This window comes from Pseudomonas sp. 05N434 (assembly GCF_056396965.1).
On the sequence record NZ_JBFTMK010000058.1, the window covers coordinates 1 to 14,128 of the forward strand.

Consider the following 14,128-nt stretch of genomic DNA (forward strand, 5'->3'; position numbering starts at 1 on the left):
GTGTAGGGGATGCGCAGGTCTTCGATATTGATCTCGCCGACGATCTTGCGGATCTGCCCGAAGACCTTCTCCCCGCGAATCGCGCCCAGGCGGAAGCTGACATCCACCAGACGCAACACGTCGAGGTAATCCAGGCTCTCGATCCAGTCGCGATAATCATCGAGTTTGCCGGCGGCATAGATCCCGCCGACCACCGCGCCCATGGAGCAACCGGCGATGCAGGCAATGTCATAGCCACGCCGTTCGATCTCTTCAATGACGCCGATATGGGCGTAGCCCCGGGCACCGCCCGAGCCCAACACCAGTGCGACACGCTTTTTCATGAATCGACCTCTTTGACAAGGTTCAACAATGCACCCAACGAGGGGCACGCTTCAATCGCTATGGTCGTTCGACGGGAGCTGGCGTCGTTTTTTGACACTCAACGAAGGCGAGTCGGTATCCTCGCGAGCGCTATAGTTTCCACTGCGGGTCCAAGGCACTTTTCGCGCGCCAGAGCGGTCTTACCTGCACGACTGTCTACTATCTTTGAGGTGTGAGTGATGAAAGCCTGGATTTGTGTGCCTTTGATTGCGTTGGCGCTTGCCGGTTGTGCCGGTAAAACCGCTTACCGTGACAGCTGCGGTAGCCAGATCGACGCTGCCTGGCACGAACTGGATCTGGCCAAGGCCGAGGGTTTCGCCGGGACTGTCAGCTACTCCAAGGCGCTGTCGTTGCTGACCGGTGCCAAGACCCAGCAACAATTCGAAGCTTACGAAGGTTGTACCAGGAAGGCCGAGAAGGCCCGCTTCTACATTCGTGAGTCCCGCGCCGGCCGTTGAGGCATGATGGAGCGTACTCAGGGTAATTCGATTCAGGGAGTACGCGATGTCTGCCGTGGTTGGGTAGAACAACTGGAAGCAGCGTCGTCCCGGGTCGGCCAACTGACCACACCGTTGCGTGATCGTGAAGTGCTGGCAGCGTACTTGCTCCAGCACAATCAACCCGAGGCCGCGCACCGGCGCATGGCGCGGATGGCTGAGGCTTATCCCGCCGTGGCGATGAGCCCGGAGCTGACCCAGTTGTTGATGATCCTCGACGCCTTTCCGCGGTTCCTGCGGGCCTCCCAACGCCAGGGTTTGCTCAAGGGCTTGCGCCAGCGCATCGAAAAACGCCTGGCCAAACAATGGAAGAAACTCGACCAGGCCCTGCACGATCCCGCCCATGACCGCCATCGTCTGCGCCTGCTGATCAAGCGTGCGCGTTATGGCATCGAAGCTTATCCCGAACTGGATCGTTTGCCGGAAGCGGCCATGCCCAGGCTGAAGTCGGCTCAGGCTGCCTTGGGGGATTGGCACGACAGCTGGCAATGGCTGGCCCGCGCCAAGGAAGAGCCTGATTTGCAGCCATGTGTCGAAATCTGGAAAACCACCATGGCCCAGACCGAAGAGCGCGCCGACCGTGTTCTCGACAAACTCAGCAGAGCCTGTTTCAAATCCTGAAACCACCACGAATCCCCACGAATCCAATGTGGGTTCCAGCCGAGCACGGCCCATCTGTCAGTAATTTTGGCCGGAATAAGCGCTGTGCCGGCCTTGCGGGCTGGTTAAGATCGCTCCATCCATTTCCCAGTCTCTGAGGTTTCCATGCGCTTTTCCGATCTGCTCGACGCTGTTCGCAGCCAGCCGCAGGAAGTGTCTATTCCACCTGAGTGGGGCCAGGGGCGGGCGAGTTTTGGTGGTCTGATCGCCGCCTTGCAATACGAAGCCATGCGCGCAAAAGTCCCGGCGGATCGTCCGGTGCGCTCGCTGGCAATCACCTTTGTTGGCCCGGTCGAGCCCGATGTACCGGTCAGTTTTGAAGTCGACGTATTGCGCGAAGGCAAAGCCGTCAGCCAGGTGCTGGGCCGGGCGATGCAGAAGGGGCAAGTGGTGACATTGGTCCAGGGCAGCTTCGGCGCTTCGCGAACTTCCGAAGTGGTGGTCGCGGCCAACCCGGCTCCTGAGATGAAGCATTGGGACGACTGTCAGGAACTGCCGTACATCAAGGGCGTGACCCCGGAATTCATGCGCTACCTGGCCATGCGCTGGAGTATCGGTGGCATGCCGTTCACTGGTAACAAATCGCGGGACATGGGTGGTTGGGTACGCTTGCGCGGGGATGGGGAGGGCGAGTCGGTCAGCGAAGCCCATATCCTGGCGCTGGTCGACGCCTGGCCRCCGTCCTTGTTGTCGCATCTGAAGAAACCGGCGGCAGGCAGCACGCTCACCTGGACCATCGAATTCGTCCAGCCGTTGCTGGCGCTGAGTACGCTGGACTGGTGCAAGTACCTGGTGGACATCGAACATGCCGCCGACGGCTACGGGCACGCCGCCGCCAATCTCTGGAGCGAAGACGGTCAGTTGATCGCCATGAGTCGGCAGACCGTCACGATTTTCGCCTGATCAGCGATGGCGACGGTGGCGTTCGCGCCAGGCGCGCCACCAGCCGCCACTGAAGAAAAACCGGGGGAAGGTCAGGAACTGCTCGACCAGCAAGCGTGATACTGCGTCTTTGCGATCACTGAACGGCTCGGAGGCTTGCGCCTCCAGGCTATGACCGTGACGCTGCAGGCCCAAGGCGGCAATCAGGCCGATGACGCCAATTGCGAAGCTTGCCAGATCCAGGCTGAACACCCCCGAGACCATCAGCAAAAACGCCACGATGAACAGCGGCACGGCAATCAGGTGCAACACCAGATTGGTCGGGTGCTGGTGATTGTGCGGGTACAGGCGCCATTGCCAGGCGGGAAGGTTGGGATGACGTTTGCCCATGATGCTTATCCTTGGTTCGTTGAGGCTCATGAACAAAGAATAGGTCGGGCGAAAGACGTCGGCGAATCAAGGCTGGCTATCGGCGCGATAGGGGTCATGGTCGATATTCATGTTGACTGCCTTCGCGGGCCCTTAAAGCTTGAGCTGCCCGATGGCCTTGCTCAATTCCCCGGCCAACATCGCCAATTCATTGCTGGTAATCGCCGAGTTCACGGTCTGCTTCACGGTGTTCTCGGTCACGTCGCGAATGCTCACCACGGCCCGATTCATCTCCTCCGCCACATGACTCTGCTGCTCGGCCGCCACCGCGATCTGCGTATTGCTTTCACGCATTTGCGCCACCGCTCCGGTGATTTCAGCCAGGGCCACACTGGCTTCCTGGGCCTGTTGCATGCAGTCGTCCGCCTTGTACGAACTTTCCTGCATGAAATCCACCGCGTCCCGAGTCCCGGCCTGCAGCGCTGAAACCATGGTGGTGATCTCGTCGGTGGACGTCTGGACCCGTTTGGCCAGGTTGCGCACTTCATCGGCGACTACCGCAAACCCTCGGCCCATTTCACCGGCCCGGGCCGCTTCGATGGCCGCGTTCAGGGCCAGCAGGTTGGTTTGTTCAGCGATGCTGTGAATCACGTTGACCACGCCGTTGATCTTCTGGCTGTCCTCGGCCAGGCGCTGAATCATCTCGGCGGTTTGCTGCACGCCGGTGGACAATCCGCCAATCGATTTTTGCACCCGAGTCACCACTTCCTGACCGCTGCCAGCCAGGGTGTCGGCGGTTTGCGAGAGGTCGCGGGTGGCGCCGGCATGTTGGGCAATGTGATGGACCGTGGCGGTCATTTCGTTGATCGCCGTGGCGGCCTGATCGGTTTCGCTTTGCTGGCCGAGCATGCCGTGACGCACTTCATTCATGCTCGCGGCCAGTCGCGCGGCGCCGACGTCCAGTTGCCGGGCGGTGCTGGCGACAGTGTTGACCACCCGCTGGTAGCCGGCTTGCATGGCATTGAAGGCGTTGGCCATCTGCCCGACTTCGTCCTTGCAGGCCAGGGGCACACGGGCCGACAGGTCACCGGTTTTCTCGACGTGGAGCATCACGTCTTTCAAGGTGTTGAGCTGGCTGAGCAGGAAGCGGATCAACAGTTGCGACGCGCCGAGCATCGCCAGCATCAGGATGAACACCGCTACCGCGTAGTGAGTGAAGCGCTCGCCGAACACCTGGCTCAGGCTCGGGCTGTAGGCAACAACCGCGACCTGTTGACCGTCGGGACGAGCGAACACCTCGGCACCCATCAACGGATTTTCCCCGAACAGCGGCATGGCATTGATTTGGACCCAACCGAGGGTATCGGTCAGTTCCAGAAGTGGTTGCCCGTTCAGTAAAGGCGCCTGCCCACGATTGAAGGTCAGCAGGTTGTCGGCCTTGGGCAGCGGCTGCCCGGCAGGCCAGGCATTGAGCAATCGTGCCTGGGCCTGGGCCGATACTTGCGCGGCGTGACTGCGGGCCTGTTGTTCGAGCTGCACGGCGTACAGCACCAGCAACAGGGTGGTGACAAAGGCGACGGCGTTGACTGCCCAGAATTTGTATTTCAGCGAGATATTGCTAAGCCAGGCACCCATGGAGGTCTTCTCTGATAGCGGAAACAGTTTTGGCAAGGTGCCATTATTGTGCCGCTACTCAGTGCGTCGAATCTTGATATGGGTCAATGACCGCCACGGTTCTCAAGTGGTTACTGGGGGATCGAGGGCAACCCGAAAAACGCCCGGGCGCTGGCGGTGCTGTGGGCGGCGAGATCTTCCATGCTTTCCCCGCGATGCAACGCCACTTCACGCAACACTTCAGTCAGATACGCCGGCTCGTTGCGACCGTTCTTCGGCTTGGGGCGCAAGCTGCGGGGCAGCAGATACGGCGCGTCGCTCTCCAGCATCAAGCGCCCGCGTTTAATCTCCTTGACCAACGGATGCAGGTGCGTGCCCCGGCGTTCGTCGCAGATCCAGCCAGTGATGCCGATGTGCAAGTCCAGATCGAGATAGCTGAACAGCGCCTTCTTTTCTCCGGTGAAGCAGTGCACCACGGCAGCCGGCAATTGATCGCGGTAATCGTGCAGGATCTCCAGCAGTCGTTGACTGGCGTCGCGCTCATGCAGGAACACCGGCAGTTGCAGTTCGACCGCCATTGCCAGATGTTCTTCTAGGACTTTTTCCTGTTGCGGGCGGGGCGAGAAATCACGATTGAAATCGAGGCCGCATTCACCCACGGCCACTACGTTCGGCTCCTTGAGCAAGCTGCGCAGACGCTGGGCGCTGTCGGCGTTCCAGTCGCTGGCCGAGTGCGGGTGAATGCCGGCGGTGGCGAACAGTCGTTGAGCGCTTTCGTCCAGTTGCCGGCACAGTTCCAGCGCCTGTTCGCTGCCCTCGACGCTGGTCCCGGTAAGCACCAGTTGGCAGACCCCGGCAGCGTAGGCTCGGTCGAGTACAGCCTGGTGTTTGTCGGCAAAACTGGGGTTGGTCAGGTTGACGCCGATATCGATGAGTTGCATGGTGCTACCTCGGACCAAAGGCCGGAAAGCATATCAGAGCTGTAGATTTATAAGAAAAACCAAGAACTACAACGAGTTAAAGCTGTCTGTTGAGGCCGCGAGGCAGGTCGGGGTTGGTAGATTTGCCATCACTGTGCCACTCTCTCGCACTTTATCAGCGCTTCAAGCGCTCTGTTTCTGTTGCCCGATGTCATGAAATCTCTCATGAGGTTGGCCAGTATTCTTTCCGGAGAGTGGATGACACGTCCCTCGGTTTTGTTACTGCTGTGTTGTTCGTTGCTGCTGCCGATGCCGGCGGTTGCGCGTCTGGCCGGGCCGTTGCAAGCCGTACCGGCAGCCAAGGTCCGCGACCTGGCGGAGATTCGCAGTAGCCGTGTGCTGCGGGTGCTGGTCAACCAGAGCCGCAACAGCTCCGGCGAAGTTCAGGGCCAGGCCATCGGCGTCGAATACCACCGCCTGCGGGCTTTCGAGCAATACCTTAATGGCCACGCCCGTGACGGCCAGGAAATCACCCTCAAGATCATTCCCAAAGCCAAGGATCAACTGCTCGGCGCGTTGCAGCGCGGGGAGGGCGATCTGGTCGCGCCGGGGGAATTGCTTGATCCGCAATCGGGGCACGCGGTCAGCACCAGTGAGCCGATTGCCAGCGACGTGCCGTTACTGCTGGTGGGGATCAAAGGCGAACGGCGTTACACCCACCTTGAACAACTCTCGGGTAAAACCCTCGCGCTGCCCACCGGTAGTGCTGCCGGGGATGCGGTCAGCCAGATCAATCAGAAGCTCGCGCTGCACAAACTGCCCCCGGTGAAGATCGAGTGGGTCGACCCAAGCCTGGCCGTCGAGGACGTACTGGAAATGGTCCAGGGCGGGATCTTCCATCTGACCATCGTCGAGCAACCGATCGCCGAGCGCTGGGGCAAGATCCTGCCCAAGTTGCGCTTCGATCGACAGGTCCTCATCCGTGAGCCGGGCGAKGAATACTGGTTCGTACGCCGCGACGCCTCGATGCTGCGGGCGAGCATCGACCGTTTCCTGACCACCTACAAGCAACCGTCGGACCAGGATGCGGCGTTCCTGCGGATCTACCGGCGCCTGTATCAAGTGCACTATCCCTTGGCCAAGGCCGATCGTCAGCGCCTGGAAAAACTTCGACCGGTGCTGCAAAAACACGCTCAAGCCCAGGACATGGACTGGCTGAACCTGGCAGCGCTGGCCTTCAAGGAATCGGCGTTGCAACCCTCCGCCAGAAATGGCGGTGGCCCCACCGGCCTTATGCAAATAACACCTTCGGCCGCCCAACGGGTTGGCGTCAGTGACATTCAGAATCTCGATGCCAATGTGCAGGCCAGCGCCAAGTACCTGGCGATGATCCGCCGCAAATTCTTTGCCAGCCCCAAACTCAACGAGCGCGAACGGATGGCGTTCGTGCTGGCGGCCTACAACATGGGACCGGAGCGGGTCCAGGGCATGCGGGCCGAGGCTCGGCGGCGCGGCCTGAATCCTAATCAGTGGTTTTTCCAGGTTGAGCGCATCGCCATGGAGCAGGTGGGAATGGGGGCTGTCAGCTATGTTAATAGCGTGAACAAGTATTACCTGGCGTTCGATCGGGAGCGGGAATCGTTGGAGCCTCAGGGGCAGAAAGTTGCCTTACGTAAATGATCGACTAATCTGATTGTTATGGTGCGTTTTTTGCGCTTTTAACATGAGATAAACCGATTAATATGGCGACCAACCAACACACTCTCACAATGGATGACACAGCATGAGCACACTGATCAACAAGGTACTGTCTACCCGCGCTGGCTACGGCCTGACGATTCTGCGGATTTTCGTCGGCATCATCTTCGCGGCCCACGGCTCACAGAAACTCTTCGGGGCATTCGGCGGCTACGRCATTGCCGGCACCGCGCAGTACATGGAAAGCATTGGATTGGCGCCCGGTCACCTGATGGCAATCCTGGCTGGTGGTACTGAATTCTTCGGCGGTCTGGCGCTGATCATCGGCCTGCTGGCACGTCCGGCGGCGTTGGGGCTGACCTTCCTCTCGCTGGTTGCGATTTTCTCGGTGCACATCAGCAACGGTCTGTTCATGGCCAACAACGGTTATGAATTCGCCCTGGCCTTGCTCGGTGGCAGCCTCGCAGTGCTGATCGAAGGCGCAGGCAAGCTCTCGGTCGACCGCGCCATCTCCGACTGACCGCTCTGACTCGACAAAAAGGCCCGCGCAGTGTGATGCACTGTGCGGGCCTTTTTTTGTTGCTGGCGATTCTTGACACTGTCCGGTCAGCTTCTCTAGGATGCTGCTCATGCGCCGATTTAAACRGCTACTTGCGGGGCGCCAGGTGACTCATTCAGTTGCCGATAGAAGCTTGAAACAGGCTTCGAAATACCGCTAAAGCGCTGGTTCGGTGTTGCCTCTCACCTGCCATGCAGACTTTTGAGGCAGAGACACGACACAATGAATGCATTGAACCCCGTTGTACGCCCCGCGCCGATTACGGCACATCTCACCCAGCGCAATCCAAAAATCCTGCTTGGCGGTAAACATCAGCCGACGCTGTTGCGTTACCTCGATGGCTGGCCACGTCGCACCGGCGGTCCGGCAGCATTCCTGATCCAGTTTGTCGAAGATGGCGAGTCGCTGGAGCGCTTCGCGACTGACAGTTTCGATCTGGCGGTGATTCAGGCACCCAGCGCCGAGGACGCGCCTGAAGTGATCAGGCAACTGACCCGCGTCGCGCGCCAAGGGCTGATTGCCCGCTGCTGAGGCTCAGGGTTCTACGGCTTAGAGCACCGTGGCTCAAAAATAGTCGATTGCCACGATATACACGCACTGCTCACCGGTTGGTGTCTGCACTCGCACTTCGGCGTCCAGTGCCTTGCCGATCAAGGCGCGGGCCAGCGGTGAGTCGATGCTGATCAGGCCTAGCTTCAGGTCCAGCTCATCCGGGCCGACGATGCGATAGCGCGACTCTTTGCCGTCCTCGTCTTCGATCGTGACCCAGGCGCCAAAGTAGACCTTGTTCGGATCGCTGGGCTTTTCACTGACCACCTTGAGCGCTTCCAACCGTTTGGTGAGAAAGCGCACACGGCTATCGATCTCGCGCAGCATCTTTTTGCCGTAGGTGTATTCGGCGTTTTCCGAGCGATCGCCCTGGGCCGCCGCCTCGCTGACCGATTGCGTCACTTGCGGTCGGCGCACATGCCAGAGCTCATGAAACTCGGCGCGCATCCGCGCTTCACCTTCGGGGGTGATCAGCGCGGTGCCGGCGGTGCGGGGAGGGCGATAACGGCTCATGGCGACTTCTTGTGGTTGAGTTCTTGAATCGGGTTTTTAAACAAGCGTACTTGAGTTTATCAACCCTCGCGCAAGACTGTCAGCGGGCTGGCGTTCAAGGCGCGGCGCGTGCCGAATACACCGGCACCGCCGATCAGCGCCGCGCCGATCAGCGGCATGACCAGCAGCCATGGATGCGGATGCCAGGGCAGATCGAAGGCGTAGCGGTAGAGCACCAGGCTCACCAGTTCCGAGCCCAATGCCGCCAACAGCCCGCTGACCGCGCCGAGCAAACCGAACTCGATTCGCCGGGCCCTGACCAGCAACTGCCGTTCGGCGCCCAGCGCTCGCAGCAACGCGCCTTGGCGAATACGTTCATCGAGGGTGGCCTGCAAGCCGGAGAACAATACCGCCATCCCCGCCGCCAACACGAACAACAGCACGTACTCCACTGCCAGGGTCACTTGCGCGAGAATGYTGCGTAACTGCTCCAGCAACGCTTCGACTTGCAGGATGGTCACCGCTGGAAAACTGCGGGACAGGTCGACGATCTGCTGGTCGTGACCGGGTGCCAGATAGAAACTGGTCAGGTAGGTCGCCGGCAAATCCTTCAAGGTGCCGGGTTGGAAGATCATGAAAAAGTTCGGCTGGAAGTTGTCCCAGTTGATCTCCCGCAGGCTGGTGACTTTCGCCTCCCGATTGACCCCGCCAACGCTAAACACCATGTGATCGCCGAGCTTGAGCTTGAGGCTTTCGGCAACTTTGCCTTCCACCGAAACACCGGGTAGTTCATCCGCCGGTTGCTGATCCCACCAGTTGCCGGCGGTGAGCTTGTTGCCCGCCGGCAGGTCCGCCGCCCAGGTCAGGCTCAGGTCGCGTTGAATGGCCCGGTCACCGGCCGAGTCCTTGCTGACGATCTCCTGCACCGGTTTGCCATTGATGCTGATCAGCCGTCCCGGCACCACCGGGTACAGCGGTGCCGATTGTGCTGACAGCTCCATCAACCGATCGCTGAAGGCTTGTTTGTCCGCCGGCAGAATGTTCAGGGCGAAATAGTTCGGGGCATTTTTCGGCAACTGGTTTTGCCAGGTGTCGAGCAGCTCGCCACGCAGCAAAGCGATCAGCGCCATCGACAGCAGAATTAAGCCGAAGGCCAGGGATTGACCCGCCGCCGCCAGTGGATGGCGCAACAGTTGGCCCAACCCCAGACGCCATGGCAATGAGGCGCGGGCCAGCATCCGGCGCAGGCTCTTGAGCAGCAGCAAGAGCAAACCGCCAAGCACCAGTGCCGCGATCACGCCGCCGCCGAGTAGGGCGAAAGTCAGCACCAGGTCCAGGCTCAAACGCCACATGATCAGGCCGAGGGCGCCCAACGCCGCGCCATAGACCATCCAAGTGCTGGAGGGAATCGGTAGCAAGTCCCGGCGCAATACCCGCAGCGGTGGGACTCGCCCCAAAGCGGCCAACGGCGGCAGGGCGAAACCGGCCAGCGCGACCAGCCCGGTGCCGATCCCCGCAATGGCCGGCAACAGGCCTCCCGGTGGAACGTCAGTCGGCAGTAAATCATGCAGCAGCGCAAACAGCCCGAGCTGCGCCAGCCACCCAAGCAGGGCGCCGCTGATGCTGGCGAGCAGTCCGAGAACCGTCAGTTGCAGACTGAACAGCACCATGGTTTCCCGGCGGGACAGGCCCAGACAGCGCAGCAATGCACTGGCATCGAATCGGCGGGTGGCGAAGCGTGTCGCCGACAACGCCACCGCCACGCCGGACAGCAGCACCGCTACCAGGCTGGCCATGTTCAAGTAACGTTCGGCCTTGCCCAAGGCACCGCCGATCTGCCGATTGCCATCGCGGGCATCCTGGATGCGCTGGTTGGCGGCCAGGCCTGGCTTGATCAATTGACGATAGGTTTCCAGCGCCTGGGCGTTGCCGCGCCAGAGTTCGCGGTAACTGACCCGGCTGCCGGGTTGCACCACGCCGGTCGCCTCGAGGTCGCTGAGATTGATCAGCACCCGTGGCGTCAGGCTGTAGAAGTTGCCGGCGCGATCCGGTTCGTAGGTCAGCACCCGCGCCAGTTTCAGGGTTTTCATGCCGACATCGATGCTGTCGCCGATCTTCAAGTCCAGCGCAGTCAGCAGTCGCGCTTCAACCCAGGCTTCGCCGGGTTTCGGACCGCCCCCGGGCGCTTCCTGCGCGAACGGCGCGGGGGCGCTTTTCAGTTCGCCGCGCAACGGGTAGACGTCATCGGCGGCTTTGATGCTGGACAGCTGAATACCGTTGTCGGTGGCAATGACACTGGAAAATTCCACCACCTGAGCATGTTCAAGGCCCAGCTCGATGCCACTGTTGATCTGTTCCGGCCGCGCCGGCGAACTGCCTTCCAGCAACAGGTCGGCGCCGAGAAACTCGGTGGCGCGCAGCATCATGGCGCCGTTCAGGCGGGCGCCGAAGTAACCGATGGCGGTACTCGCCGCCACGGCCACCAGCAAGGCGAAGAACAACACGCGCAACTCACCGGCGCGGGCATCGCGCAGCAGTTGGCGAATGGCGAGACTGAACAGGCGCAACAGCGGCAGGCGTGCCATCAAGGCTCCAGAGGGGCGACCAGCAGGCCGGCTTCAAGGCGGATCAGGCGCCGGCAGCGATGTGCCAGGCGTTCGTCATGAGTTACCAGCACCAGGGTGGTGCCGCGTTCCTTGTTGAGTTCGAATAGCAGATCGCTGATGCGCTCGCCAGTGTGGCTGTCGAGGTTGCCGGTGGGCTCATCGGCGAACAACACATCGGGCTCGGCGGCGAAGGCACGGGCAATCGCCACACGCTGCTGTTCGCCACCGGAGAGCTGGCGCGGCGAGTGGGTCAGGCGTTGACCCAGGCCGACCCGTTGCAACAGCTCGGTGGCGCGCTCACGGGCGTCTTTGCGGCCATCGAGTTCCAGCGGCAGCATGACGTTTTCCAGGGCGTTGAGGCTGTCGAGCAGTTGAAAGGATTGGAAGACAAACCCCACGTGCTCGGCGCGAATGCGCGCGCGCTGGTCTTCGTCGAGATTGCTCAGGCCTTGGCCGGCGAGAGTGACTTCGCCGCTGCTCGGCAGGTCGAGGCCGGCAAGCAGACCGAGGAGGGTGGATTTGCCGGAACCGGAGGCGCCGACAATGGCCAGGCTATCGCCCTTGTTCAGTTCCAGGCTGAGTTCGTGCAGGATAGTCAGTTCACCTTCCGCGCTGGGAACCACTTTGCTGAGGTTCTTCGCGGTGAGAATGCTTGCGCCCATGGAGAATCCGATGCGTGTGTGGTTTTTGAGTGCTGGCCTGGCCTTGATGTGCATGGCCCAGAACGCAGCGGCGGGTACAGTCCTGATCGTTGGCGATAGTATCAGCGCCGGTTTCGGCCTGGATACCCGGTTGGGGTGGGTGTCGTTGCTCGAGCAACGGCTCAAGCACGAAGGTTTCGACGATAAGGTGGTCAATGCATCCATCAGTGGCGACACCAGTGCCGGAGGCCGGGCACGCCTGCCGGCGCTGCTTGCAGAGCATAAGCCTGAGCTGGTTATCCTCGAGTTGGGGGGCAATGACGGACTGCGTGGAATGCTGCCAACACAATTGCAACAAAATCTTGCATCGATGATCGACAGCTCCCGCGCCAGTGGTGCCAAGGTACTGCTGCTGGGCATGCAGTTGCCGCCCAACTACGGTGCGCGTTACACCCAGGCATTTGCCGAGGCTTTCACCAAGGTGGCCGACGAGAAAAAAATCCCGTTGGTGCCGTTTTTTCTCGACGGCGTGGGCGGTCATCCAGACCTGATGCAATCCGACGGCCTGCACCCGGCGGCGGGGGCTCAGGGCAAGTTGCTGGAAAATGTCTGGCCGACACTGAAACCGCTGCTTTGACGCTTTTCTAGCGGCGGCGTTTCGGCTAAGGTGGCGCCCCCGATTTGGAGGCCCCGATGCCGCGTCCCGCCTGGTCCCTTTTTGCCTATCAACTGATCGAGCCTGACGAACAGCTGGATCTGTTCGCCTGCCAGGAAGTGCGGGTGCATCTGGTGACCCGTCAGCTGGAACTGGGCGGCTCGGCGGACCGAACCCTGTGCGGCAGCCTGTTGCCGGCGCAACCACGCTGGTCGAGCGTCGATCGCACGGTCTTCCAGGACCAGCGCCTGTGCTCGCTGTGCCGGGCCATTCTGGAATCGCAAAAACGCGGCACTTCGCCGATCTGGCCTGAGTTGCGGTTCGAGCTGTAGCTCCCTTGCCACAGGAAAGCTTCCACCACAGGTAATCCCCCTCGCCGCAGGTCTTGCATCTCCCCGAAATAACGGGCGGCGGTGTACAATCGGGTTTTTATACCCTTGTCGATCATGCGAAGGATTTTCCGGATGTTGCCGCGCTTTCCCGCCGTCACCCGCTGCCTGTCTCTTGCTGCGCTCTGCGTGGCGGGTCCCGTTGCAGCATTGGAGTTGCCCCTGCCACCACCCGGTGAAGACATTGTCGGCCAGGTGCAAGTGATCAAGGCCAAATACGAAGACACCTTCGYCGACCTTGGCACCACCTACGACCTGGGCTATTTGGAAATGGTCGCGGCCAACCCTGGCGTCGATCCATGGCTGCCGGGCGCCGGTACCGAAATCGTCCTGCCGACGCGCTTCATCCTGCCACCTGGCCCGCGTGAAGGCATCGTCATCAATCTGGCTGAATACCGCCTCTACTACTACCCGAAAGGCCGGAACGTGGTGTACACCTTCCCGCTGGGTATCGGCCGTGAAGGCTGGGGTTCGCCGATTGCCCACACCAGCATCGTCGCCAAGACGCCGAACCCGACCTGGACCCCTCCAGCGTCGATCAAGGCTGAGCACGCCGCCGATGGCGACCCACTGCCGAACGTAGTGCCGGCCGGCCCGGATAACCCGCTGGGGCCATTCAAATTCACCCTGGGCACTCCGGGGTACCTTATCCACGGTTCGAACAAGAAGTTCGGCATTGGCATGCGTACCAGCCACGGTTGCTTCCGCATGTTCAACAACAACGTGCTGGAAATGGCCAGCATGGTGCCGGTAGGGACGTCGGTACGCATCCTCAACGATCCGTACAAGTTCGGCCTCAGTGGCGGCAAGGTTTATCTGGAAGCGCACACGCCGCTGGATGACAAAGGCAACCCTTCGGTGGTCGACAAGCACACCGCCGTGATCAATGCGATGCTCAAGCGTGAGGACATCACCAACAACTTGCGCATGAACTGGGATGTAGTGCGCGACGTGGTCGCCGCTGAGGATGGCCTGCCGGTGGAAATCGCCGTGCCGAATACGTCGGCACCGATGGTCTCGAGTGCGCCGATCGACCTGCAGCAGTAACGCGTTAAAGCAACCCGCCGATGCAGGCCGCATCGGCGGGTTTTTTATGGCCTGCAGAAACCTCAGGCAATAAAAAAGCCGACCCAAAAAATGGATCGGCTTGATAACAATCCCGAAGGATTATTACTTGCGGCTAGCTTTTTCCAGCATGCGCAGAGCACGCTCGTTAGCTTCGTCAGCAGTCTGT

The 14,128-nt window shown here is 60.8% G+C and carries 16 protein-coding genes and 1 pseudogene; 9 read left to right on the plus strand and 8 right to left on the minus strand.

What is annotated here, in order from left to right:
* Nucleotides 1–323 (minus strand): patatin-like phospholipase family protein (locus AC1DLB_RS06320; RefSeq protein ID WP_477784748.1); only part of this gene is annotated, 323 nt, incomplete at its 3' end.
* 219 nt (nucleotides 324–542) lie between these two features.
* On the opposite strand from AC1DLB_RS06320, the gene AC1DLB_RS06325 reads away from it, so the two are divergent.
* The 3 genes and pseudogenes from AC1DLB_RS06325 to AC1DLB_RS06335 all read left to right on the plus strand — a co-directional run bounded on the left by AC1DLB_RS06325 (nucleotide 543) and on the right by AC1DLB_RS06335 (nucleotide 2,423).
* Entirely contained in the window at nucleotides 543–821 is a 279-nt protein-coding gene (locus tag AC1DLB_RS06325) for a hypothetical protein (RefSeq protein ID WP_111454876.1), read from the plus strand.
* 63 nt (nucleotides 822–884) lie between these two features.
* Nucleotides 885–1,481: pseudogene (locus tag AC1DLB_RS06330) on the plus strand (CHAD domain-containing protein); the annotation flags it as partial.
* Nucleotides 1,482–1,625: 144 nt separating this feature from the next.
* A complete protein-coding gene (locus AC1DLB_RS06335; RefSeq protein WP_018929809.1) occupies nucleotides 1,626–2,423 on the plus strand; it encodes an acyl-CoA thioesterase in 798 nt (265 codons plus the stop codon).
* On the opposite strand, the gene AC1DLB_RS06340 is transcribed toward AC1DLB_RS06335, so the two are convergent.
* The 3 genes from AC1DLB_RS06340 to AC1DLB_RS06350 all read right to left on the minus strand — a co-directional run bounded on the left by AC1DLB_RS06340 (nucleotide 2,424) and on the right by AC1DLB_RS06350 (nucleotide 5,326).
* A complete protein-coding gene (locus AC1DLB_RS06340) occupies nucleotides 2,424–2,792 on the minus strand; it encodes an Mpo1-like protein (protein ID WP_019582554.1) in 369 nt (122 codons plus the stop codon).
* A gap of 132 nt (nucleotides 2,793–2,924) precedes the next feature.
* Nucleotides 2,925–4,406: a methyl-accepting chemotaxis protein gene (locus AC1DLB_RS06345; protein WP_192350967.1), complete on the minus strand. Its 1,482-nt coding sequence runs from the start codon at nucleotides 4,404–4,406 to the stop codon at nucleotides 2,925–2,927.
* Between the two features lie 110 nt (nucleotides 4,407–4,516).
* Entirely contained in the window at nucleotides 4,517–5,326 is an 810-nt protein-coding gene (locus AC1DLB_RS06350; protein WP_018929806.1) for a TatD family hydrolase, read from the minus strand.
* Nucleotides 5,327–5,563: 237 nt separating this feature from the next.
* Here AC1DLB_RS06350 and AC1DLB_RS06355 point away from each other — a divergent pair, with 237 nt between their 5' ends.
* The 3 genes from AC1DLB_RS06355 (at nucleotide 5,564) to AC1DLB_RS06365 (ending at nucleotide 8,093) form a co-directional block, all read left to right on the plus strand.
* Entirely contained in the window at nucleotides 5,564–6,985 is a 1,422-nt protein-coding gene (locus AC1DLB_RS06355) for an MltF family protein (RefSeq protein ID WP_477784749.1), read from the plus strand.
* Nucleotides 6,986–7,088: 103 nt separating this feature from the next.
* The gene (locus AC1DLB_RS06360; protein ID WP_477784750.1) at nucleotides 7,089–7,523 is read left to right on the plus strand and encodes a DoxX family protein; all 435 of its coding nucleotides are present in this window, start codon (nucleotides 7,089–7,091) and stop codon (nucleotides 7,521–7,523) included.
* Between the two features lie 261 nt (nucleotides 7,524–7,784).
* The gene (locus AC1DLB_RS06365; protein WP_007939981.1) at nucleotides 7,785–8,093 is read left to right on the plus strand and encodes a hypothetical protein; all 309 of its coding nucleotides are present in this window, start codon (nucleotides 7,785–7,787) and stop codon (nucleotides 8,091–8,093) included.
* A gap of 33 nt (nucleotides 8,094–8,126) precedes the next feature.
* Here the strand turns inward: AC1DLB_RS06365 and greB are convergent, their stop codons facing one another.
* The 3 genes from greB to AC1DLB_RS06380 are packed head-to-tail and all read right to left on the minus strand — an operon-like array spanning nucleotide 8,127 to nucleotide 11,871.
* Nucleotides 8,127–8,624, minus strand: coding sequence for a transcription elongation factor GreB (greB, locus tag AC1DLB_RS06370; protein ID WP_018929803.1), 498 nt, complete (start codon nucleotides 8,622–8,624; stop codon nucleotides 8,127–8,129).
* Between the two features lie 59 nt (nucleotides 8,625–8,683).
* Nucleotides 8,684–11,188, minus strand: a complete 2,505-nt coding sequence (locus tag AC1DLB_RS06375) for an ABC transporter permease (RefSeq protein ID WP_477784751.1) — start codon at nucleotides 11,186–11,188, stop codon at nucleotides 8,684–8,686.
* The gene (locus AC1DLB_RS06380) at nucleotides 11,188–11,871 is read right to left on the minus strand and encodes an ABC transporter ATP-binding protein (protein WP_007939984.1); all 684 of its coding nucleotides are present in this window, start codon (nucleotides 11,869–11,871) and stop codon (nucleotides 11,188–11,190) included. The genes AC1DLB_RS06375 and AC1DLB_RS06380 overlap by 1 nt, the downstream gene beginning before the upstream one ends.
* A gap of 10 nt (nucleotides 11,872–11,881) precedes the next feature.
* Between AC1DLB_RS06380 and AC1DLB_RS06385 the strand changes: the two genes are divergently transcribed.
* The 3 genes from AC1DLB_RS06385 to AC1DLB_RS06395 all read left to right on the plus strand — a co-directional run bounded on the left by AC1DLB_RS06385 (nucleotide 11,882) and on the right by AC1DLB_RS06395 (nucleotide 13,941).
* Nucleotides 11,882–12,487, plus strand: a complete 606-nt coding sequence (locus AC1DLB_RS06385) for an arylesterase (RefSeq protein WP_018929801.1) — start codon at nucleotides 11,882–11,884, stop codon at nucleotides 12,485–12,487.
* Between the two features lie 56 nt (nucleotides 12,488–12,543).
* Nucleotides 12,544–12,837 carry a hypothetical protein gene (locus tag AC1DLB_RS06390; protein WP_007899882.1) on the plus strand — a complete coding sequence of 98 codons (294 nt, stop codon included), beginning with the start codon at nucleotides 12,544–12,546 and terminating at the stop codon, nucleotides 12,835–12,837.
* Nucleotides 12,838–12,969: 132 nt separating this feature from the next.
* Complete coding sequence (locus AC1DLB_RS06395; RefSeq protein ID WP_477784752.1) at nucleotides 12,970–13,941, plus strand: L,D-transpeptidase family protein; 972 nt, start codon at nucleotides 12,970–12,972, stop codon at nucleotides 13,939–13,941.
* 123 nt (nucleotides 13,942–14,064) lie between these two features.
* On the opposite strand, the gene AC1DLB_RS06400 is transcribed toward AC1DLB_RS06395, so the two are convergent.
* Nucleotides 14,065–14,128 (minus strand): alanine-zipper protein (locus tag AC1DLB_RS06400; RefSeq protein WP_477784753.1); only part of this gene is annotated, 64 nt, incomplete at its 5' end.